Below are 23,847 nucleotides of genomic sequence, written 5' to 3' on the forward strand. Positions count from 1 at the left end.
ACAACGTATTAATAATTCTGTTAAAAATGCGACTACATGCTACTTAGCATGAAAGAACCTCTACTAAACCATCACTCATTCTATACCTAGCGCCAACTAGCATAAGGTTATCGTTAAAAGCGGCTTCACGAATAATTTGAGATTTATCGCAAATTTCAGCCAACATATTAGACACGTGAATGCGCTCAATATCGTCCGTGCTCAAGTCTTCTTCAATACCTGCGAGCGCAGCCGGCCCTAAAGAACGAAGCAATATTGACCCGCTAGACTCAATTATTTCGCTTGTTTCATCTTCGCCGTATTTAGAAACCAGCTTTTGCACATTCGGCAAAACGGCTTGTACAGCACCGCAATGCTCGTGTCCAAGAACAACAAGCACTTTTACTCCCAAATCGCTTACAGCGTATTCTAAAGATGCAATTACAGCATCATCAAGCACTTCGCCTGCAGTGCGGACAGAAAAAATATCACCTAAACCAGCACCAAACACAAATTCTGGAGCCACGCGCGAGTCAGCACAGGAAAGAACAACAGCTCCAGGATGCTGACCTTCAATAAGAGATAATCTCGTTTCTTCACTAAGTCCATGGCAATTTAATGAGCCTTCTGCAAACTTACGATTACCAGCTAGCATCGCGCTCCACACAGATGTAGCCAAAAGTGAATCTTCTTTTAAAAGATCTTCTTTGACTGTCTCGTGCATTATTACCTCCTTGTATTGATGCGCTTGCGCAAAGATGACAAATACAAGCTATCAACAAATTTTGAAAAACACTTCGACTTATAAAACATATTCTATCGTTACTGTGTTAAATAGAAAATATGCTATAAAAGCTAACAAAATTTATAAAATATGATTATAAAAAGAAAAGCCAACGCACAGCTAATAAAGCAGTACGAAGGCTTTTCTTAATCACATAAACTTATAAAATCATCCAGTATTCTGCAAGCCTGCAGCAACACCAGAAACAGTGCAAAGAATAAGGTAGATGAACTCTGCCTGTTGGCTTTCGCTAAGCTCTTCTTTGTCTACCTTGTTGCGAAGCTTGTGCAATGCAAGCGACTGGATTACAGACAGCGCGTCAACATAAGGCGAGCGCACGCGGATTGCCTGACCGAGCACGTGACGATGTTGCAAAGGCCACTTGTCGTCAACAATTTGCAAAACCCACTTGCGAGTAAGCTGCATTTCTGAAAGTACTTTATCACTCAAATCTTCGCGATCTCCAAGGCTTAAGTACATGCGAGCAATACGCTCATCCGTTTTAGCCAAAGACATCTCAATATTGTCAATAAAAGTACTAAACAGCGGCCACTCTTCGTAAGCGCGACGCAAAGTTTCCAAATCGCCAAACTTTTCGCAAGCAGTACCCAATCCGTACCATGCTGCTAAGTTAATGCGAGCCTGAGCCCAGGAGAACACCCACGGGATTGTGCGCAAATCATCCAACGACTTCGCACCCAAACCGCGCTTAGCTGGGCGAGAACCGATTGGAAGCAAACCAATCTCACTAAGCGGCGTAACCGTAGAGAACCATGGAGTAAAGTCATCCGTTTGCAGCAAATCAAGGAAACGCTCATGAGCTGCAACATCAAGTTTTGCAGCCATATCCGCATACTTCTTCGTCATATCAGTGTTAGTTTTCTCAACACTTGGCGAAGACTGAAGCAAAGTTGCAGAAGCAACGGATTCAACGTGACGAATAGCAAGAATTGGATTGCCATATCGTGCGAAAATAACTTCGCCCTGCTCAGTAAGCTTGAAGCGGCAGTTGACGGAACCAACTGGCTGAGCAAGCACTGCACGGTTTGCAGGACCGCCACCGCGACCAACAGCACCGCCGCGGCCGTGGAACAGTGTCAAATCAATATCGTGCTTCTTAGCCCACTTAGCAATGCGCTCCTGAGCAGAATGCAAAGCAAGCGTTGCGGAAGTAGGACCAGCATCCTTGGAAGAATCCGAGTAGCCAAGCATAACTTCCATCTTGCGGCCAGTAGCCTTAAGACGAGCTTGCACTTCAGGAATTTTAATAATCTCCTCAAGCACATTTACAGAGTTTTGCAAATCTTCCAACTGCTCAAACAGCGGAATGACGTCGATTGTTGGCGCATCCTGTGGGTGAGCGAAAGCAAGACGATTTAGCTCAAATACGTCACGTACATGCTGAGCAGATTTTGCGAAGGAAATAATATAACGTCGAGCAGCGCGCATACCGTTGCGCTTTTGAATTGCTCCCAAAGCGCGGAACGTATCGAGTACTTCACGAGTCATTGGCTGAAGCGGACCGCGTTCGCCATGCAATCCATGTTCGCGAATATCTTCCAAAGCGCGAGAATGCACGAGAGAATGCTGACGGAATTCCATTTCAACCATGTGGAATCCAAAGGTTTGCGCTTGCCAAATCAAATCCTGCAAAGGACCATATGCAGCACGAGGATCTCCGCCTTCTGCCAAAGAGCGTTGCACAATTTGCAAATCCTCAATGAAATCTTCGCAAGAATGATACATCAAATCCGTATCGCGGCTAATAGTGCGATGCAAACGGTCAGCCATTACCAACATTACTGCACGATGTGGCTCACTATTAGAAACGTCTGAAGCGTTTTCTGTAAGCTGTTCGCTCATTTCGCGCTGACGATTCCACAACTCAAGCAACTCCACGCTTGGAGGAGTTGTGCGAGTTTCCATAGTTAAGCACTTGCCAACTTCGCGCGTGCGATTCTCCAAAGCTGCTAGCACGTGATCGCTAAACTTTCGAGCGACTTGACGGCTCACTTTAGCTGTCACATTAGGATTGCCATCTCGATCTGAACCAATCCAGCTTCCTGGATGGAAGAATGCAGGGCAACGCGGAGGAACTAATCCAGCCTTCTTACCAAGCAGCCAATCGTCAAATCGACGATACACGACTGGAATCGTGTCAAACAAAGTGGCGTCAAAAATGTCGAGAATGGTGTCAGATTCTTCAACTGGAGTTGGCTTCTTCAAAGCAATCGGAGAAGTGCGAAGAAGCGCATCAATTTCGTTATAGAGACGTCGATAATTTTCGCGCTTATCAGATCCGCCTAAACGATGATGTTCGCTTAGTAATTGCGAAATTCTGCGAATCTTACCTGCAACGGCTTTACGACGAGCTTCAGTTGGGTGCGCGGTAAATACAGGATGAAACTCAAGCTTTGCAAGCAATTCTTTCGCTTCAGCAGGGCTCATTTCAGTGAGCAACTTGTGATAAGCACAAGTTAGTTCGTTAACTGGATCAACAGGCAATGAATCTTCAACTTCACATTCACGCTGATGAAGTACAGAAACACGATAATTTTCCTCGCACAAATTTGCCAAGTGGAAATATGTTGCGAAAGCACGAGCTAAAAGCTGCGTATCGTGCAAATTCATTCCGTTGAGCTTGCTAACAGCTTTACTTAAGCCATCATCTGCAGTTACTTTTGCGTCTACCATTTGCGCAAAATGAGCCGCACTAGCTTCTACAGCATTCAAACGCACATCGTCGAATACTGCTAATAATTTTTCATCGAATTCGCCAAGAACATCGCGAAGAATATGCAAGCACAAATCCATGTCTTGCTTAAGTGATGCTGGAAGGTCACGTTCCTCTGGGCCTTTTCGCCCTAAACCAGACGTAACAATAGTTGCGTCTGCCGGAGTAACCTGCTGATTTTCTGTTGCCATCAGACCTCCTTACGCCAGACTAAGGTTGCTTGGTCGTCTGACTTCCGCAGCTCCTCCGCGGTTATGTAGGTCAGAAGTTGCAAGCCCACAGCCTTGTTTCCAGCGAGATACCAAGTTAATTGTGAAACTACCACCGGACGTAGTAAAGAATGCTGATTTAGCAACAAAATATAACTCGGCAACGGGGTTGCGTATACTAAAAAATTGTGAGTACAGCAGAGAATAATATTGAGAATAATGAATACGACAACAGCATCAACAACTGCGATTGCGATAAGCCTGAAATTCTTTCGACTGGTCATATAGTCGGAAAACCTTCTGGGCGTTTTCATACTCATGCTATTCCACTCGATATGGACGATGTTGAGCGAGATTGGGATAAGCCAGTTACGCAAGCAGGAATTGCTGCGAAATCGAGTATTATTATTCGCGTCGGTGCGCTCGGTTTAGGAGCAGGCACAGGAAGCTACCGAGTTCGCGAGCTTATGCACAGAATCGGCGAACCAATGGGTGTACATGTGCGCGCAGACGTGAATCTCACAGATATTGAGGCAACTTGTACTGATAAGCATGAGCGAATTACTGAAGTTGTAGATCTTCCAACCACAGGTGTTAACACTGAGCGCATTTGGCTTCTAGAACATTTTGCAGATTGGTTTAACGTCAAGCTTGGAAACGATTCTTTATATCACTCTAAAGCTGCTGTTTCTAAGGAATTAGTTGACACATTGCAAGCGAGCGACGACGAACATACCATTGTACAAACAGCTAAGCAGTCTGAAGAAAATGCTACTAAAATTGCAAAAAAGAAAGCGTTGCAAGAAGCTATAAAAAAAGAAAAACCACGCGGCATTTTTGCATTGCAGCCAGAAAGTGCTTACGCTGAACATTTTTCGCACGTAAACGCATCTAATAGTAATGACGAATCTAAAAATGATCATCCTCTTACAGTTAGGGAAGTACACGACCGTCTTGATTTGATTAAAAATAGGAAACCGCTATACAAACCGTGGTTTGCTGGTCTTGCTTCGGCAGTTGCTTGCGCATCCTTTGCGTTCTTGCTTGGCGGTGGCATTTACGACATGATTGGTGCTTTTATTGGAGCAGGAATCGGTCACTATATTCGTCGCAGAATGTTTATGAAGCATCTAAACCAGTTTGTAGTTACATTCGTAGCTGTTGCAATAGGTGCACTATCATGCATTGGGGCTTTGCGTCTTATTGGCTTCTTTGACCCTAGCGCGCTCAATCACACAACTGCATATATTGGCTCAGTGTTGTTTGTTATTCCTGGATTCCCTCTTATTACAGGCGGTTTAGATATTGCAAAAATTGATTTCCCTTCAGGAATTCAACGACTTTGTTACACAATGGCTATTATTTTGATGGGAACTCTTGCGGGATGGACAGTTGCAAGCCTTGTACATCTCAATCCTCAAGGCTTCCCTCCTCTCGGATTAAATCCTTGGCTTAACGCAGTTCTTCGATTTATTACAGCTTTTGCCGGAGTATGGGGCTTCTCAGTTCTGTTTAATTCTCCACAACGAATGTGCTTAGTTGCTGGCGTTATTGGCGCTATTACTGACACATTGCGTTTAACTATGACAGATTTTGGAGTTGCTGCCGAAATTGCAGCTTTCAGCGGTGCTTTATTGGCAGGTTTGCTAGCTTCTACTTGGAGAACTATCGTTCGTCACGGATTAGCGCCTCAATATTTGGGTTATCCACGAATAGGTCTTACGGTTCCATCTATCGTAATTATGGTTCCTGGACTTTATATGTATCGCGCAATGTTTTATCTTGGTCAATTTCACACGCTTCCAGCGTTAGACTGGACTTTCCGCGCTTTCATGGTAATTATTTGCTTACCTATTGGTCTTGCTGTAGCACGCGTTATTACAGATAAAAGCTGGCGTTACGACGTGTGATGTTCTAAGTTTCAGTTCGTTAATTTTTAACAAAAAGCCGCTTACAAGTTTTCTTGCGAGCGGCTTTATTTTTTATTAATTTACTTATTGAAATTTAATTAATACTTCATTCCCATAGCATCTCGCACTTGGGAAAGCGTTTCTTCTGCAATAGCATTTGCACGCTTATTGCCATCATGCAAAATGTCTCGAACAGTATCCATATCTTTTGCAAGTTCTGCACGACGCTCACGGTGAGGTGCCAAGAAATTATTTACATTTTCAATTACGTAAGCTTTCAATGCGCCAGCACCAGCGTTACCAATTTCTGCAGCAATATCTTTAGGATCTCTACCTGTAACTAAACCTGCGGTAGTAAGAAGCGCAGAAACTTGCGGACGAGTTACTGGATCAAAAGTAATCATCCTCTCAGAATCAGTTGGACTCTTCTTAATTAATTTGGCAGTTTCTTCGGCAGTAGCCCCGAGCATAATCGAGTTACCGTAAGATTTACTCATCTTTCGTCCGTCCAATCCTGGAATTTCAGGAGCATCAGACAAAATTGCTGCCGGCTCTGGGAACACTGGATTCTTTTTTGCATATCGCTCATTAAAACGACGCGCGATCGTACGAGTGATTTCAACATGCGGCAAATTATCTTTACCAATCGGCACAACATTAGCTTTACAGAACAAAATATCGCAAGCCTGGTGCACTGGGTACGTAAGGAGCAATCCGGTTAAAGCATGTCCAGATGATTCCATTTCCGACTTTACAGTAGGATTCCTGTGTAATTCTGCTTCTGTAACAAGCGAAAGGAAAGGCAACATAAGCTGATTTGCTGCAGGAACTGCGGAATGAGTAAATATCATTGTTTTTTCAGGATCAATTCCGGCAGCCATATAATCCAGCACTAAATTCAAAACATTATCTTCAATATGCTCAGTGGTGTCACGATCAGTAATTACTTGATAATCTGCAATAATAATATTGGTTTTTACTCCGCGCTGCTGCATTGCAACACGCTCACGAATAGATCCAAAATAATGTCCTAAATGCAAACGACCAGTTGGGCGATCTCCAGTAAGCATAGTAAAAGACGAAGGGCTAGCTTGTAACTTTTCAAGCGTTGCATCTGAACGTTTACGCGCTGCAAGGAAGCTTGCGCTCATCTCATTACCAGCAGCTGTAACCTGTGCTTCTTCCGGCATTTTAGGCTCCTTAATTGTGCGTATTTTTACGCTGAAAATATGGCTTTTATGGTAAAAGTTTACACAGACAATATACTCGGTTGCGGTTAAGTGGTACGCTCTTGTGTGATGAACTGATTGTTACTTAATTTTTAGAGGGGGTCAGATGGGCCGCGGACGACAGAAGGCAAAGCAACAGAAAATTGCCCGTAAGCTCAAATACCTGACGACCGATACGGATTATGACGAGCTTGCTAAGGAACTTAATTCCAGCGAACCCGGACAAGGATCCTTCGATCCATTTGCGTCGAGCGAAAGCTATGAGGAAGATACATATCTTCCAGAAGAGAATGACACAGATCAAGAAAATGATGCCGTTGATGCTTCAAACGAAGATGATTTAGACGAGTATGCCAAGTGGGCTGCGGAAGCAGCTGCAAAAGCCGTTAGCAGCGAAAACTCTTCTACAAACTCAGGAGCGCACACGCCAGCGCATCATCATATCCCTATGCCAATTCCAAACTTCATACACAAACACGACAATTAAAAATTAAATTTATTAAAATTATTTTATTTACGTATCCTGGGCATTCGAAATACTGTTTGCCCAGGATATTTGTAAATACACGCTGTAAATACGCAATTAAGCTACAATAAAGCCAACTTACAGCGGCAAAATATCGCTTAAATCATCACGCTCGCCAATTGCACTTATGTTGCCAAAGTCCTGTTCCTGATGCCATTTAGTAACACCACTCGCTAATCTAAGCCATACTTTAGGCTCAAGTTCAATAACATCTGGCGGTGTGAGATTATGCGGATCCGAAGCTGGTCCTTCCAAAATTTTTACTGCACCAAAAGGCGCAACTCTTACTTCTACTGCGCACCCAGGCACTTTATCCTCAAGAAGATATAGCGAATATCTAACCGCTAAAGCTTCGTCGTTTAAAGAGATATTTAAAATATTACTATTTATTTGCATGGCTTCTATGCCATTGCCAAGTGCTTTAATAGCAGATTCACGCCAGAATTGCCAAGCACATTGTCCTTGTTTTATATCTCGTTCAAGTATTACTGACATATTTTTATTATCTTCTAAACAACCTACTTTCAGCAATATATTTGTATTAAGACGTTATATACAAATATTTAAAGGGATTAGGTTGTGGTACTCTTGGGGTTATTGTGTGCATTCACATGCCTCTTGTAGTTATCTGCAAAGGTTATCTGCAAAATGGTGATGGTTTAATTGTCTAAACACAAAGTTTTAGGCTGCACACTTTTAGGAAATATATCAAACGGCACAAGGAGTCAAATATGACTAAACACGTCGCGCCGAAAGCCAAAACTACTGCGACGGCATTTGCCAAAGAACTTCAAGAGCACCTCAAGTACACCCAGGGTGTAACGCCAGAGCAGGCCACTACGGCAGATGTGTATGTTGCCGCTGCTACCGCAGTTCGTCGTCACTTGATGGACTCTTGGATGCAGACTCAGCATGACATGGTTAATGGCAACACCAAGGCTGTGGGCTATTTGAGCGCAGAGTTCTTGATGGGTAAGCAGCTTGAGAACGCTTTGTTGAACGCTGGTCTTACTGACCAATTCAATAAGGCTGTTACTAAGCTTGGCTTCGATCCAAAGGCAGTTATCAATGCTGAGTATGAGCCAGGTTTAGGTAATGGCGGTTTGGGTCGTCTCGCAGCCTGCTTCATCGATTCACTCGCCTCTATTGGCGTTCCAGCATTTGGCTACGGCATCCAGTATCGTTACGGCATCTTCAAGCAGCGCTTTGATGAAGAAGGTAAGCAGGTTGAAACCCCTGATTACTGGCTTAGCAACGAAGAGCCATGGGGTCACATTGATTATGGTCGTGACCAGCGCGTCAACTTCGGTGGTGAAGTTGTAGAGGAAAACGGCAAGCGCGTTTGGAAGCCAGCTTGGTCTGTTCGCGCAGTACCAGTTGACTACATGGTTCCAGGTTATAATTCTGGTCGCGTAAATACTCTTCGTTTGTGGACCGCTAAGTCTTACGATGAGTTTGATTTGCTCACCTTCAACAAGTCCGAGTACTTGGATGCTGTAAAGCCACAGGTTGCAGCAGAAAACATTTCTAAGATTCTTTACCCAGAAGATTCCACTCCAGAAGGTAAGGCTTTGCGTCTTGAGCAGCAGTACTTCTTCGTAGCTGCTTCTATCCATGATGCAATCCGCGTATTCTACCCAGGTCAGGATAAGCCGGATCTCACTACCTTCCCAAGCAAGATTAACTTCCAGTTGAACGACACTCACCCAGTTATCGGCATTCCAGAGCTTATGCGCGTTCTTATGGACGAGTACGACTACGATTGGAACACCGCTTGGGGTATCACCACCAAGACCTTCAACTACACTTGCCACACCTTGCTTCCAGAAGCTTTGGAAGTTTGGCCAGCCAAGCTTATTGGCGAACTGTTGCCACGCCACCTTGAAATCATTCAGGGCATTAGCGAGCAGTTCCGCAACGAGCTTCGCGGTAAGGGCGTTGCTGAGGATCAGGTTGAGCGCATGCGCATCGCTACCGACGCTGACGAAAATGGCGAAGGTGCTGTAGTTCGCATGGCTTACTTGGCTACCTACGGCGGTTCTTACGTTAACGGTGTTGCTGAACTTCACTCTGAGTTGTTGAAGGATGTCACTTTGAAGGACTTCTCCAGCGTTTACCCAGATAAGTTCAAGAACGTTACTAACGGCGTAACTCCTCGTCGTTTCGTGCGCTTGAGCAACCCACGCATGTCTGCTCTTATTACTGAGGGCTTGGGCACAGACGCATGGCAGGGTAATTTGGAGCTTCTTGAAGGCTTGAAGCCATTGGCTGACGACAAGGCGTTCGTTAAGAAGTTTGCTGAAGTTAAGAAGCAGAACAAGCTTGCCTTCGTTGATTTTGCAAAGCAGAAGTATGGCTTTGAGATCAACCCAGACACAATGTTCAACACCATTGTTAAGCGTTTGCACGAGTACAAGCGCCAGTCCATGAAGATCCTCCAGGTTATCTCCACATACGCTGGAATCAAGAATGGCACAATCGACGTAGACAAGATGCTTCCACGCACCGTGTTCTTCGGCGCTAAGTCTGCTCCAGGCTATGCTATGGCAAAGCTCACCATTCAGCTCATTAACAATGTTGCTCGCGTGGTGAATAACGACCCAGCATGCAAGGGCAAGCTTGCAGTGTTCTTCCCACCAAACTACAACATCGAGTTGGCTATGAACTTGATTCCTGCCACCGATTTGGATGAGCAGATTTCTCAGGCTGGTAAGGAAGCTTCTGGTACCGGTAACATGAAGTTTGCTTTGAACGGTGCTTTGACTGTTGGTACTCTCGATGGTGCAAACGTTGAGATTCGCGAGCGCGTTGGCGCAGAGAACTTCTTCCTCTTCGGCATGACCGTTGACGAAGTTGATAAGCTCTACGCTGAAGGATACGATCACGGCGGCTCCCGTAAGTACTACGAGTCTGATCCTCGCTTGAAGACCGCTGTTGACATGGTTGCTGACGGCACCTTCTCCAATGGCGACAAGAGCGTGTACGAGCCACTCGTTAACGATTGGCTCACCCATGATTACTTCATGGCAATGGCTGACTTCAGCTCTTACATGGATATTCAGGCTCAGATTGAGGAAACTTACCGCGATCCAATGAAGTGGGTTCGCATGGCAGTCTTGAACGTAGCCAACTCTGGTTACTTCTCTTCTGACCGCTCTATCGAAGATTACCTCGATCGCATTTGGCACACTGGTGCTCTTCCAACACCTGTTGCTGAGTAATTGAGTATTCTCCAATAGCAATACATAGAAAATAAAAGGCGGAGACTGTTAATCAGTTTCCGCCTTTTATTTGTGTAAATTTTAGTTAAATTGCATGTAAGACAAACGCTTTTGTTTACAACAATTCTTTAGTAATTACAAATGAAGGCGACTACGAATATACGCAATCGCCTTCATTTTGGACTGTATAAAGCAAATGTCACTTATGCCTCGGCGGCAGGAGTATCGTTAGCTTCTTTCTCTTCTTTTTCTAACCCTAGGTCAATTGGCGAAGAACTGTTCTCCCATGGTTCCTCCCAAGGGTCATAATCAGGATTATGCTGCTTGTACACATACAACGCAGCAATACCTGCGAGCAGTGCTCCGAAGAGCAGTGCAAAGAACTTCCAACCGCCAGAGGATCTGTTCTCCATGATGGCTCCTTTCCGGTTAAGCTGACCTGCTCGTCCAAGTCAACAATCTATACCGCTTTTTGTCGCGTAATAACTATCATAGTTGCTTTTCTTCAGAGTTGCATCTTTTTTAAATAATGTTATTGATTAAATTTGTGAAGTAAAACCGATATCATAAGCATATGCACAACTTTGATATTAAAAATATTTTAAATAATATAAGATTTCGTTTTAACACAACCACAGCCATTTTAGTATATTCATGCATTTTTATTTGGATATTGGAAATGATACTGAACTTTGCCTATCCAAATTATTATTCGACTCTAATAAGCTATACTGCGTTTCTTCCAATCACTGCGTTACAGACACCTTGGACTTGGTTCACATCAATGTTTGTTCACGCACCAAATTTAACCCATATTTTCTTCAATATGCTATGTCTTTGGTCGCTCGGAGTTGAATTAGAACGATTCTTCGGTAAATGGAAGTTTTTTGGATTATATTTAATATCCGGCTTTGGCGGAAGCGTAGCTGATATTGTATGGTGCAAACTCACTAATAATTGGTTCGTCGCTTCATACGGTGCTTCGGGAGCTATTATGGGGCTTATAGGCGCACTTCTCGTAGCGCAATGGCGACTAGGAGAAAACATGCGAGGAACAATTATTTGGATTGCTATTACTCTCGCTATGCCAGTTATTGTGCCTAATATCGCTTGGCAAGCACACGTTGGAGGCTTAGTTTCTGGTACCGCAATTGCAGCATTGCTCGGCGTACAAAATCCGCTACTTAAAAAAGCTTCGTTTAATACGCGTTTCTTAGTATATTTTGTATCACTATTTGCTATTCTCACTGCTTGTGCAATGTTTTGTTTGAAGGCATAATTTGTTAAATTACACGTGTGTAGTTTTCCACCAATGTGCACAGGATTGTGTATAAGTTGTGCCTAAATTGGTGACAACTATATAAGTTATCCACATAGTTAATCACAAACGTTGATAACTTGCCTTTTTTGAACCTGTGCACAAGTGTATAAGAGTTATCCACAATTTAAGTTTTTTGTGGACTAAACTATCGACTACATAATTTTAACTTTTACTTGCTCTAAAATTTTCTACACCTCAACAAGGAATGAGATTCATGCCTACACTTCAAGTTCCAAAAACAATCGAACCAGCAAACGCTTCTACACTCACTTTTATTAAAGAAAACGCACAATTGTCACCAAGCAAAGCTGCTCTTAAAGCACCACGCAACGCAAATATCGACATACCTTTTGCAATTAACCAAATAGCAGGTAGACAGATTGCGCAACAAAAACTACCGAAATGGGCTTCCTGCAACGAAGTTATATACCCTGCGCATATTTCTATGGAACAGTGTTCTTCTCAATCAACAGCACAATACAAAGCAAATGTTGCAAAAGAATTACTCAGCAAATTAAATTCAGAAAATTTTAGTAGCACACTTGTGGATCTTACTGGCGGCTTTGGCGTTGATTGCACAATAATGTCTGAAGTTTTCGATTCTGCTATTTGCATTGAACAGCAAAACGAACTTTCTAGCATTGCACATCACAATATGAATGCACTTGGTATTACAAACGTAAAGTGCTACAACAACAATAGCCTTGATGCACTCAAAAATATTCCTAAGTCAACGATAATATACGTCGATCCAGCTCGTCGTAACAAACAAGGATCTCGCACATACGCTATTGAAGATTGCACTCCAAACGTATTAGATCTTAAAAATCAATTGCTCACTAAAGCAGAAATAGTGATTATTAAACTTTCTCCAATGCTTGATTGGCACAAAACAGTTAGCGATTTTAGTGGCAATGTAGAAGCCGTACATATAGTCGCACATAGTAACGAGTGCAAGGAACTATTGATAATACTCAGCAACTCTCAGCACACAAAAGTACCAGTATATTGCGCAAACGATGATCAGATAACTGTTGTACAAGCAACTTACAATACTTCAACAAATCAGGTATCAATACAGCCTGAATCAAATGTTTTAAATAATAAAGAAGAAAATAATAAAAAATATGAAAATTTAGATATAAATAACTGGCAAGAATGGTCGCAATACGTTTATGAGCCAAATGCAGCAATCATGAAAGCTGGCTGTTTTTCATTGTTAGAAACTCAATACAATATACAACAAATCAGTGCGAATAGTCATGTTTACGTATCGGAAGAATACTACTCAGAATTTCCAGGAAAAATATGGAAAATTGAAAATATATGCAGCATGAATAAACGCGAAATAAAACAAACTTTTGATGATATCACTCATGCAAATATTGTTACTCGTAACTTTCCAATACCTGTAGAAGCATTACGCAAAAAATTAAACCTACAAGATGGCGGAAATACAAGAATTATTGCAACAACTGATAGCAATAAAAACCATATACTTATTCGAGCAGTAGCAGCACCAAAATAAAAAGTAGCTACGCAACATTTGCATAGCTACTTTTAAAACATATTAAGCAGTTTGTTTTACAGACTAACGCCACCACATTGTCATAATGAATCCAGTCATTACTATTACTAATGCAATAACTAAATTCCATGCACCAATTCCAGGAATTGGAAGCACAGGGTTCAAATAATAAACAACAGCCCAAATTAATCCAACGACCATTAATGTGCAGAACAGCGGCACAAACCATGCAGCATTAGCTTTTGTGCCTTTAATGCTTTCTTCGACACGTCGCCTATTTTCAGCTTGTCTCTGCATCATTTGCTGAATCTGTGGAGAAAGCGCTGCTTTATCCGCAGTAGCATTCAACACTGCTTCAACTTCGTCCATAGGAACGCCATAAGTATTCTCATTTGACGTATCGCTCTTCTTTGCAGCGTCGTCAGCTGCAGTCGTGTGCAATTCTTCATCAGCCATAACTGTAACTCTCCAATCAATCGGCTACACGCTATAATAGTGGTTACACTCGAACGCGTGAAGGATGAAGATAAAATATGGCTAAGAGAACTGGGAAACATCGTGCTCAACACTCGCTGTTAAGCAGTTTTGCTGTTGCCGTTGCAGTATTTCTTACCGGCTATTTATTCGTTCTTAACTTGCGCGTAAACCGCTCTGCTTTTGTGACTTCTAATACGAGTCAAATGGTTGAAAGAAATTCACAGCGCACAAAAAATTTACGAGAAGATATAAAATCTTTAGATTCTAAAATTAATTTACTTAATAAAACGCTTGGTAGCAGCACTAATGAAGGAAAAGAATCTTCTGATACTGGAAGTAGTACCGTACTTCCAAAACTTGAAGGACCTGGAATTGTTGTAACTCTCAACGACTCTCCTCTATGGAAAGGCGCAGTTAATGGTTCCGGAACATCCGGAACCATTAATGATTACGTAATCCACCAGCAAGATATTGAAGCTGTAGTAAATGCTTTGTGGCGCGGCGGAGCAGAAGCAATAACTATTCAGGATCAGCGAGTATTATTTAACTCCGCAGTTGTTTGTATTGGTAACGTTCTTATGTTGCAAGGTCATCAGTACTCGCCACCGTATAAAATATCTGCTATTGGTCCAATGGATAGCATGGTTGATGCTCTAAACAATTCACCAGCCATACACACCTACAAGGAGTATGTAAGTTCGTTTGGATTAGGATGGAAAGTGGAGAAAAAGAATAATCTGCGATTCCCTGAAGCATCGGCTTTGTTGCAACCATTAAGGTACGCAACAGTTCCTAAAGTGCTAAACAAATAAAATATGTTGCAAAGTCTTCATACATCAATAAAGGAGTAGCACACTATGCAATCTGCTAATATGCAGGAAGGAAAAACGAAGCGTAGCAGCTCGAATTTCTGGTGGCAAGCCGCTGGAATTATTGGCGAACTGTTGATAGCTTTTGCAGTTATTTGCGCATTGTACATTGCATGGCAAATGTGGTGGACTGGAGAGCAGGCTGAGCACACTCAAGTAGAGGCACGTCAAGCAATATCTTGGCAAAACCCAAAAACTGGTGATAAAACGAAGATTGCTTTACCACAGAATACTGACCCACCTGCTTTAAGCAAACCAAAGTCTGAAGACCTTGTAGCTCGTTTATACATACCACGTTTTGGAAATCAGTGGGAACGAAATGTTGTAGAAGGCATTACGCCAGACATCTTAAGCAAGCGTGGTTTAGGTCATTATCCAACCACACAAATGCCTGGCGCAATAGGTAATTTTGCAGTAGCAGGTCACCGAAATGGTTATGGTCAGCCATTGGGAGATGTAGACTTACTGAAGCCTGGCGACGCAATAGTAGTTCGTACAAAGGATTATTGGTTCGTCTATAAGTACACTTCTTACAAGATTGTTACACCAGATCACGGTGAAGTTATTGATGCAAATCCTGATCATCCTGGTGAGAAACCAACAAAACGTATGCTTACTCTTACAACGTGCGAACCTAAGTATACTGCTGCAACTCATCGCTGGATTAGCTACGCAAAATTCGCTTATTGGGCAAAGATTAGCGATGGCATTCCAAAAGAACTTTCTACTATTGATGAGCAAGGAAAAGTGAAGTTTATTAACAATGAGCAACAATCTCTAGTTTCTCGTCTTTCTTCACTAGTGCCAGTTATGGTGGTTGTTTTATTAGTGTATATGATGATTTTCGTAGCAGGAGCAATTGCTTGGCAATGGCCAGAACTTCGCGCTATTCATTCTGGATTAAAGAAAAAGCCTGATGCAAGCATTTTTGGCGGTCTTTTGCGCATACAACCAGGTATTACAGCGATTCGTTGGATTCTTTCGATTCTGATTTATTTCTTCATTGTATTAGCATTATTCCAGTGGATTTTCCCTTGGGGCGCATCTACAATTCCATTCCTTCAGCAGATGTCTAATTACTCAACAACTGTATGATAACGGGTTAAGTAGTAAGTTTTAAATATTCTTACGATTGCTTTAAAACTTACAAAATAAAAACATTTAAGGCGATTGCGTATGAAGCGCAGTCGCCTTTTGTTTATATTAATAAAATAAAAGCCTATAGAAACACATAAAATAACGCATTGCTGTAAAACTATGTCTAAATAAACAAACATATCTTAAACAGCTATTTTTTCGTTTTATCACATACTTTGCAACCTAATATAAGTCTATTTATGCAGATCTATTTTCACGCATCAATTTTTATAAGTAATATACGGATTTTATTAGAGATACAAACATTAGAGATACAAAAATGCTGCTTGTTCTACTTTTCTTGTAGAACAAGCAGCATATACATTATTTTTTACAGACTTAATCTAATACAAATCTAAATCAGTCTGAATCAGATGAAGAACCAAGGCTTGGACGTGTAACTAATGTAATCGCTTTGCCCTTCTCAACCTTGCTTCCTGCTTCCTCAGACATGCTCATGACTATATCGTCATCTTTTGCCATTGAATCAGATACTACTCTCAAACCTTTTGCTTCAAGTATTTTCTTCGCCTGTTTGAAGGTAACAGTACCAAGATCTATACTAGGAACTTCAACTTTCGAAGCACCTTGAGAAACATACACAGTAATAGAGCTGTGTGGTTTAACAGAGGAACCAGACGACGGATTTAGTCGAGTTACAGAACCTTCAGGCACATTATCTGAATCTTCCTTAACTACATCCGTAGTAAAACCAAAATTCTCTAATTGGCTAACCACAATGTCTTTGCTTTGACCAACAAGACCGTCAGGAATTTTAGTTAAACCGGATGCAATATATAAAGTAATTAACGTACCCTTATCAGCAAACGAATCTGCGTCAGGATCTGTGCGAGTTACATGATCTTTCTTAATATCTGCACTATCTTCTACTCGAACATTAGCAATCTTAAACCCAGCACGCTCAAGCATTTTACGAGCAGCTTCTTGCGTTTTACCACTTACATCTGGCACGCGAGTTGATTGTGGTCCAACCGAGAACCATACAGTCACCTTGGATCCAGAAGCAACATGCTCACCTCCACGCGGTGATTGCTTAGTAAAAGTTCCCTCAGGTTGAGAAGAATGATCATCTTCACGAATATCTGGAACCAAACCAAGTGCACGCAACTTTTCACGAGCAGCATCCTGCGTTGTTGTCTCCATAAATGTTGGAACTACAACATCTCCAGTAGCACGACTTCGATTGAGCATAAACAGCACACCCAGAAGAACTAATACTGTTACTAATACTCCAACTATAGATCCGATTACTACTCGTTTACGACGTTGCGCTTGCATTGTTGCTCTTTGTGACGCGCGCGTGCTAGGAGAAAATGCAATATTTGCAGATTCAACTTGACCAGTAATAGGATTGAACGATTGAGTTGCAGCACCATCTGTCATGCCCATAGCCATAGTTGCAGCATCCTGTTCAGCCTGTTTACGCGCCTTCATATTAGCTAAATCAGTCAATGGGTTAAACGCTGCTGCAACAGGCACTCCACCGTTCATAAACGCTAGAATGTCATTCTTAAACTCTGATGCTGTGGCATATCTATTTTGTCTATCTTTTGCCATTGCTTTAGCACAAATCTTGTCCCACATAGCAGGCATGCCTGGAACAAGTGTGCTAAGAGGTGTCGCCACTTCTGAAACATGCTGATATGCGATGGCAACAGCTGAATCTCCAATAAAAGGAGGACGTCCAGTTAGCATTTCATACAGCACACATCCTGCAGAATACAAATCAGAGCGCATATCTACTTGTTCACCACGAGCCTGCTCTGGAGACAAATATTGTGCTGTTCCAACAACACCTTGAGACTGTGTCATAGTTGTTGCAGAATCGTCAAGAGCACGAGCAATGCCGAAGTCCATTACCTTCACCATGCCCTGCTCGGAAATCATAATATTTCCAGGCTTAATATCGCGGTGAATAATACCCATTCTGTGTGAGTACTCTAAAGCATTGAGCACGCCAAGCATAACTTGTTCAGCGTCTCTCTGACTTAAAGCTCCATTCATTTTTAGAATATCGCGTAATGTTTTACCTTTAATGTATTCCATTACAAGATACGGTAAACGCTCTTCTAAGCCATTTTCTGCTATAACAGATTCTTCTCCAGAATCATAAATATTCACAATATTAGGATTGTTCATCTGCGCAATGGCATGCGCTTCCCTGCGGAATCGCGAAAGGAAAATCTCATCGTTCGCTAAATCGGAACGCATGATTTTCACAGCAACTGTACGACCTAAGCGCTTATCAACAGCAACACGCACTTCCGCCATGCCGCCGCGGCCAATAAGCTCCCCTAATTCGTATCGACCATTCGCTAATGAGGTGGGCATTGTGGTATTCATTGCTGCTCCTTGCGATCATTGGTATTAAAAATATTAATAATATTTACTTGGTTTTGCGGCATACTTTTAATACATCTTCGTTGTCGCAAATTTGTAGAAAGTACTCCTGTTGTATTGTTGAAGGCTGTTTCTTGATCTAGCAGTCTGCGCTCAATACGAGATAATACTTTCGACACAACTAATGCATCTTTTGGACGATCTTTTGGATTCTTTGCAAGCATAGACATAATAAACTGTTGTAATTGCAAATCAACATTTTCTGGCAAAGGTGGTACAGGATCATTAACATGTGCAGCAGCAATATCTACCGGCGTTGCTCCAGTAAATGGACGATGTCCGCACAAACCTTCATATGCCACAACACCTAACGAATAAATATCAGATTGTGCAGTAGCTTGTTCACCTTGTGCTTGTTCTGGAGAAATATATTGAGCTGTTCCAACTACCATGCCATCTTGAGTGATCTGTTCTTGGTCACTGGAATATGACACACCAAAATCTGTGATTTTCACATTGCCAGTATCAGAAACCATAATATTTGCAGGTTTTACATCGCGATGAATTACGCCATGAGAATGAGCTACAAAAAGTCCTCGAGCTGTTTGAATAAGAATAGGAAGTAACTTGGTAGGATCAATTATTTTTTCTTTATGATACAAATCTGCCAATGATTTACTTGGCACATATTCCATAATTAGGAATCCAATACCATCGTGCTCATAATAGTCAAATAATGCTGCAATATTAGGATGCGCTAAATTTGCTGAATTATGCGCTTCAGCACGAAGACGACGTAATTTTGCTTCAACGTTTACGGTATCTGTACGTAACGCCTTAATGGCAACAATTCGCCCAAGTTGAATATCAAAGCCTTTCCAAACTTCTCCCATACCGCCTTGAGCAAGGCGGCGATCAAGTCTATAACGATGATGAACTAACTGTCCTTCAACGAGTTTCATTGTTTAAGCGCCTCCTCCATCACTTGTCGCATAATAGGTCCTGCCGCGTAACTACCAAATGTACTTGTGTTATGTACTATAACCGCTATAGCTATTCTAGGATTTTCAGCAGGAGCAAATCCAATAACCCAACCATTAGCAGCTTGATTATACATTCCAATCTGTGCAGTACCTGTTTTAGCCGCAACATGAATATTAGGTAAAGCAAGATTAGGATTTTCTTTTGTAACAACAGCCTGCATCATAGAAGTTAATTTAGATGCACTGTCACTACTCATTACTTGGTTCATAACGGTTGGTCTAGTTTGTGACAATACTGACAAATCGCTAGATCTTACACAATCAACAAGAGTAGGCTTCATCAATGTTCCATTATTTGCAATAGCTGCCGCAATCATAGCGTTTTGCAAAGGTGTAACCTTAGCATCACCTTGACCTATTGATTCCAGAGCTAGTCTATCTGGAGTTGGCTTAATAGAAAAAGTAGATTTCACGGATCGTATTGGGAATCCAGTAGAATCAGAACCATCAATAGGCAGCGAATCGAAGAATCCAAACTTTCTTGCCTGCTTTACAATTACGTCAGATCCTAAAGAATTACCCAATTGAGCAAAAGCAGTATTAGACGAATATGCTAAAGCATCCTCAAAAGATATTTTTCCATCAACGCCATTCGCTTGGTAAGTGACATTTGTAAGAGACGTCTTGGTTCCAGGCAAAACATAGCTCGCACCAGCAGGTATTTTCGTATCAGGCTTGTATTTTCCAGATTCTAATGCTGCTGCTGCAACAACAGTTTTGAACGTAGAGCCAGGAGCATAAAGCTCAGAAACAGCACGATTCAGCATAGGATTTGACACATCTGATGTTATTCTCTCATACGATTTATTTACTTCATTAATATTGTGAAGAGCAAGATCATTCGGATCATAACTTGGAGTGCTTACCATGGCGCGAATTCTTCCGGTTTTTGGCTCAATTGCAACTAAAGCTGCGTCTTTGCCTTTAAGAAGATTGTAAGCAAGATTTTGCAAACGTGAATCAATTGATGTTTCTATAGAAGCTCCGCGATTAGTTGCTCCAGTAAATAATGAACGGAATCTTTGCCAGAACAGAGCATCTGATTCTCCACTTAATAAACTATTACGAGAAGCTTCAATTCCTCTATCTGCACGCTGGCTAATAGAAAAATATCCAGTAACTGGAGCATATACTAATCCGTTAGAATACTGACGTTGATACACAAAAGCATCTTTAGATGGTTCAGATTTCACTATAACTGTGCCATCTGATGTAAGTATTGCTCCACGTGGAGCGCCAAACTCATGGTATAAAGCTCTGCGATTTCGAGGATCAGAATTTAGAGCATTCGCTTTAATAGAAGTAATAATTGTACTTGAAATACCAAGTATTACAAAAAGTACCAATACTGCAGTAAAAAGTTCTCTAAGACTTTTATTCATTGTTATCACCTCTTTCTGAAGAGGAAATAACAGCAGAAGCATCTATATTATTTTCATAATCTGTATTGTTATATTCACTATTATTTGTATTCGTATTAGCTCGCTCTTGCAATTCACGCTCGCGCAACGCTGCTAAGGCAGCGTATTGGAAAGTATCGGAAACAGGAGCAGGTTCAGGTTTATTTGCAGCGTGAGAAATAACAATAAGCAAAGATGCAAGCAAATAATTTGCTACTAAAGAAGAACCTCCAGCTGCCATATACGGCAAAGTTAAACCGGTTAATGGAATAACCAAAGTAATTCCACCAACAACAGTAAACACTTGGAAAGCCATAGTAAAAACAAGCCCTGAAGCTAATAATTTTCCAAAGCCATCTTTAATTTTCATTGCAGTAATCATTCCGGATGCAATAATAATTAAATACAAAACCAATACGGCTAGAAGCCCAGTAAGACCAAGCTCTTCACCAACAGAAGCATAAATAAAATCAGAATTAGCTAGCGGTGTTATAGAAGGATGACCTTGTCCTAAACCTGTTCCGGTTGTTCCTCCAGCAGCCAAACCAAACAATCCAGATACAATTTGCGCTGAGCCACCAGGGAAACGATTATAAACCGCATTATCAAATGGATGAAGCCACGAATCCACACGATATTGCACATGTGCGAATAACTTTACTGCCATCAAGCATCCAGCTACAAAAGCAATACCCCCAACAGCAATCCATCCTCTGCGACCTGTTGCCACATACAACATTGACACAAACATTGCGAAAAACATCAATGACGTTCCAAGATCATGCTGGATAACAAGCACACCCATTGATGCTGCCCATACTAAAGCAATAGGTCCCATGTCTTGTAAGCGAGGAAGGTGAACTCCCAAAACCTTATTTCCACCTACAGCAAGTCGATCACGATGATTAAACAGGTACGCAGCAAAGAAGAATGACAGGAAAAGCTTAGCAAACTCTCCTGGTTGCACTGTGTGATCTCCAAAACCTATCCAAATTCTCGCTCCACCAATTTCTTTACCTAATCCAGGAACCATAGGTGAAAGCAAAAGAATCAAGCCTATAACCATATTCACATAAGAAAAACGCCTTAAAATGCGATAATCTTTCAAAAGAATAACGAAAATAATTGATAATACTAATGCTGCACAAATCCACACCATTTGTTTTATTGCAACATTTGTATTATTTTGCCTATCGATTCTAGCTATAAGAACTGTTCCAATTGCAGTTAAAAGCATAATACAAGGTAAAATAGCTTGACTTGCATATGGCTGTTTAACAAGAAGAACACCCCAAAATACGAAAAACAGTGCCATAACGAGAATCAACATTGCTGCATAATTAGCAGAAATATAACCGTCAATACGGAAAAACATCTGTAAAAATGCCATGCCAGAAAGCAATGTTGCAAAAAGCAACAATGCTATCTGTCTGATACGCGTAGCAATCATATTCATGAGGTTTTACCCCCTTGCTTCGCGTTATCTTTATTTTTATTTATTTTATTTTCTAATTTCTTTTGATTCTGTTCATTAAGTTTTTCTTGTTCTCGCGCACGCATTTCTCGACGAATTAACGAAGCATGACCACGAGCCTCAACTAAGCTGCCAAAACTAATACCTTCTTTTAATTGATCCTGCCAAGATTTATCTAGTTTATTAACAGAGATGTCAGTAGATTCCACTTTGTGAGATAATGCAATACCAAAAATATTTGTTGGCACTCCTTGATAAATAACAACTTTGTTACTGTCTTTTCCAATATAATATTGCGTTTGAGTCCACGCATATACTCCGTAACCTACTCCAGAAATAACAAATAATACTAGTAATATTCCCAAAGATATGCCTATGCGAGTCCATCTACGCCTTAATGAATGAGCACGATGTGCCTCATCCTGCTCATGTTTAACAGCACGAGCAACATCTGGATCATGAGGATCTGTTGAAACTTTACCATTCTTTTTTTTGACTATAGGGATCTCATTAGTGTCAGGTGTATGTAATTCTCCAACTTCTTCACGAATGTGTGAAGGTTGCACAATTCTTGTAATAGATATTGTTCCTTCATCTGGATTTTTAGAATTATCATCATCTTGAGCTAGCGCAGCTGCTCTTTGAGCTGGTGAATTCTTATCTTCGCGCAATGCCGGTGCTGAAGCTACTGCTTTATTTACGATATCTGCAATTGACTCGAGATCCTTACTTGCAGCTCCTCCAATAAGTGGAGTTTGATGCGGAAGATCAAATGCATCAGCATCAAGTGCAAGCGTTGCATCTGCAATAACGGCTGTAACATTATCTGTACTACCAGCACGAAGTGCCATAGATACTAATTTTTGAGCGCATTCTTCTTGATTAGAAATACTACTCATCACATCTTGAATAGTTGAATCTTCAAGAACTCCACACAATCCATCAGAGCAAAGAAGCCAACGATCAGAAGGATGAGCTGAACGCAAAGCAATATCAGGACGAGGATCTATATCAAAATCACCTAGTACTCGCATAACAACATTTCGTTGAGGATGATTTCGCGCTTCTTCAGGCGTAATATGACCTGTATCAATCAAATGCTGAACATAACTATGATCAGTAGTCATGCGCATAAGATGATTATCTCTTAGTAGATACGCTCTAGAATCACCTAAATGAGCCAGAACCCAGTATCCTCTTACAAGAGTTACTGCAGTAACTGTCGTTCCCATTCCAGCAAGACGGCGCTCACGCTTAGCTTTACCAACAATCGCATCATGAGCAGCCATAATCGATGTTTCCATCATTGAAGAAACAGTTTTAACATCATGCGGTCTTGAATCTTGTTCAATATGTGCAAGAGAACGAATCGCTATAGTAGAAGCTGTATCTCCTCCAGCATGACCACCCATTCCGTCGCAAATTGCAGCTAAATGTTCACCAGCAAATGCAGAATCTTGATTATTACTACGAACAGTTCCAACATCACTGACAGCCGTAGCATACATAAAAAGTATTTTTTCTACAGAATTTGCGCGATTTTCTTTAATATCATTTTTATCTGTTATAGATGATATTTTTTCTATTTGCCCAGTAACTGCGGTCTGAATTTCTTCTTCGTTATTTGAATTGATTTGTTTCATTT

18 protein-coding genes are annotated in these 23,847 nt (G+C 41.4%); 7 read left to right on the forward strand and 11 right to left on the reverse strand.

Annotation, left to right across the window (positions count from 1 at the left end):
- Positions 1-43: 43 nt before the first annotated feature.
- Together D0T18_RS00200 and D0T18_RS00205 are read right to left on the reverse strand one after the other, a co-directional pair.
- Positions 44-703, reverse strand: coding sequence for a carbonic anhydrase (locus tag D0T18_RS00200; protein ID WP_004109491.1), 660 nt, complete (start codon positions 701-703; stop codon positions 44-46).
- A 228-nt stretch (positions 704-931) separates the two neighbouring features.
- On the reverse strand, positions 932-3,688 hold the full coding sequence (locus D0T18_RS00205) for a phosphoenolpyruvate carboxylase (protein WP_012913687.1): 2,757 nt from the start codon (positions 3,686-3,688) through the stop codon (positions 932-934).
- Positions 3,689-3,894: 206 nt separating this feature from the next.
- On the opposite strand from D0T18_RS00205, the gene D0T18_RS00215 reads away from it, so the two are divergent.
- Positions 3,895-5,616 carry a threonine/serine exporter family protein gene (locus tag D0T18_RS00215; RefSeq protein WP_103013742.1) on the forward strand — a complete coding sequence of 574 codons (1,722 nt, stop codon included), beginning with the start codon at positions 3,895-3,897 and terminating at the stop codon, positions 5,614-5,616.
- Between the two features lie 98 nt (positions 5,617-5,714).
- Here the strand turns inward: D0T18_RS00215 and trpS are convergent, their stop codons facing one another.
- A complete protein-coding gene (gene trpS / locus D0T18_RS00220) occupies positions 5,715-6,806 on the reverse strand; it encodes a tryptophan--tRNA ligase (protein WP_103013743.1) in 1,092 nt (363 codons plus the stop codon).
- A gap of 145 nt (positions 6,807-6,951) precedes the next feature.
- On the opposite strand from trpS, the gene D0T18_RS00225 reads away from it, so the two are divergent.
- The gene (locus tag D0T18_RS00225) at positions 6,952-7,332 is read left to right on the forward strand and encodes a DUF3073 domain-containing protein (protein WP_103013744.1); all 381 of its coding nucleotides are present in this window, start codon (positions 6,952-6,954) and stop codon (positions 7,330-7,332) included.
- Positions 7,333-7,449: 117 nt separating this feature from the next.
- Here the strand turns inward: D0T18_RS00225 and D0T18_RS00230 are convergent, their stop codons facing one another.
- Positions 7,450-7,866: a sterol carrier family protein gene (locus D0T18_RS00230; protein ID WP_103013745.1), complete on the reverse strand. Its 417-nt coding sequence runs from the start codon at positions 7,864-7,866 to the stop codon at positions 7,450-7,452.
- A gap of 236 nt (positions 7,867-8,102) precedes the next feature.
- Here D0T18_RS00230 and D0T18_RS00235 point away from each other — a divergent pair, with 236 nt between their 5' ends.
- Complete coding sequence (locus tag D0T18_RS00235) at positions 8,103-10,592, forward strand: glycogen/starch/alpha-glucan phosphorylase (RefSeq protein WP_116440296.1); 2,490 nt, start codon at positions 8,103-8,105, stop codon at positions 10,590-10,592.
- Between the two features lie 203 nt (positions 10,593-10,795).
- Here the strand turns inward: D0T18_RS00235 and D0T18_RS00240 are convergent, their stop codons facing one another.
- The gene (locus D0T18_RS00240; RefSeq protein WP_004106126.1) at positions 10,796-11,005 is read right to left on the reverse strand and encodes a hypothetical protein; all 210 of its coding nucleotides are present in this window, start codon (positions 11,003-11,005) and stop codon (positions 10,796-10,798) included.
- A 161-nt stretch (positions 11,006-11,166) separates the two neighbouring features.
- Here D0T18_RS00240 and D0T18_RS00245 point away from each other — a divergent pair, with 161 nt between their 5' ends.
- Positions 11,167-11,871: a rhomboid family intramembrane serine protease gene (locus tag D0T18_RS00245; RefSeq protein WP_004109516.1), complete on the forward strand. Its 705-nt coding sequence runs from the start codon at positions 11,167-11,169 to the stop codon at positions 11,869-11,871.
- Between the two features lie 256 nt (positions 11,872-12,127).
- Positions 12,128-13,441 (forward strand): THUMP-like domain-containing protein, encoded by a 1,314-nt coding sequence (locus tag D0T18_RS00250; RefSeq protein ID WP_103013747.1) that lies wholly within the window; start codon positions 12,128-12,130, stop codon positions 13,439-13,441.
- Positions 13,442-13,504: 63 nt separating this feature from the next.
- On the opposite strand, the gene crgA is transcribed toward D0T18_RS00250, so the two are convergent.
- On the reverse strand, positions 13,505-13,897 hold the full coding sequence (crgA, locus tag D0T18_RS00255; RefSeq protein WP_004109527.1) for a cell division protein CrgA: 393 nt from the start codon (positions 13,895-13,897) through the stop codon (positions 13,505-13,507).
- A gap of 77 nt (positions 13,898-13,974) precedes the next feature.
- Here crgA and D0T18_RS00260 point away from each other — a divergent pair, with 77 nt between their 5' ends.
- Both D0T18_RS00260 and D0T18_RS00265 read left to right on the forward strand, forming a co-directional pair.
- A complete protein-coding gene (locus D0T18_RS00260) occupies positions 13,975-14,730 on the forward strand; it encodes a DUF881 domain-containing protein (protein ID WP_076002512.1) in 756 nt (251 codons plus the stop codon).
- A gap of 45 nt (positions 14,731-14,775) precedes the next feature.
- Positions 14,776-15,882, forward strand: coding sequence for a class E sortase (locus D0T18_RS00265; protein WP_004109532.1), 1,107 nt, complete (start codon positions 14,776-14,778; stop codon positions 15,880-15,882).
- A 402-nt stretch (positions 15,883-16,284) separates the two neighbouring features.
- On the opposite strand, the gene pknB is transcribed toward D0T18_RS00265, so the two are convergent.
- The 5 genes from pknB to D0T18_RS00290 are packed head-to-tail and all read right to left on the reverse strand — an operon-like array spanning position 16,285 to position 23,845.
- Positions 16,285-18,288, reverse strand: coding sequence for a Stk1 family PASTA domain-containing Ser/Thr kinase (gene pknB / locus D0T18_RS00270; RefSeq protein WP_076002513.1), 2,004 nt, complete (start codon positions 18,286-18,288; stop codon positions 16,285-16,287).
- Positions 18,285-19,247 (reverse strand): serine/threonine-protein kinase, encoded by a 963-nt coding sequence (locus tag D0T18_RS00275; RefSeq protein ID WP_004109538.1) that lies wholly within the window; start codon positions 19,245-19,247, stop codon positions 18,285-18,287. The genes pknB and D0T18_RS00275 overlap by 4 nt, the downstream gene beginning before the upstream one ends.
- The gene (locus D0T18_RS00280; RefSeq protein WP_004109541.1) at positions 19,244-20,710 is read right to left on the reverse strand and encodes a peptidoglycan D,D-transpeptidase FtsI family protein; all 1,467 of its coding nucleotides are present in this window, start codon (positions 20,708-20,710) and stop codon (positions 19,244-19,246) included. The genes D0T18_RS00275 and D0T18_RS00280 overlap by 4 nt, the downstream gene beginning before the upstream one ends.
- Complete coding sequence (locus tag D0T18_RS00285) at positions 20,703-22,184, reverse strand: FtsW/RodA/SpoVE family cell cycle protein (protein WP_004109544.1); 1,482 nt, start codon at positions 22,182-22,184, stop codon at positions 20,703-20,705. The genes D0T18_RS00280 and D0T18_RS00285 overlap by 8 nt, the downstream gene beginning before the upstream one ends.
- On the reverse strand, positions 22,181-23,845 hold the full coding sequence (locus tag D0T18_RS00290) for a PP2C family protein-serine/threonine phosphatase (protein ID WP_116431997.1): 1,665 nt from the start codon (positions 23,843-23,845) through the stop codon (positions 22,181-22,183). Before D0T18_RS00290 ends, D0T18_RS00285 begins: the two co-directional genes overlap by 4 nt.
- Between the last annotated feature and the right edge of the window lie 2 nt (positions 23,846-23,847).

Source organism: Gardnerella swidsinskii, from assembly GCF_003397705.1.
Taxonomy (GTDB): domain Bacteria; phylum Actinomycetota; class Actinomycetes; order Actinomycetales; family Bifidobacteriaceae; genus Bifidobacterium; species Bifidobacterium swidsinskii.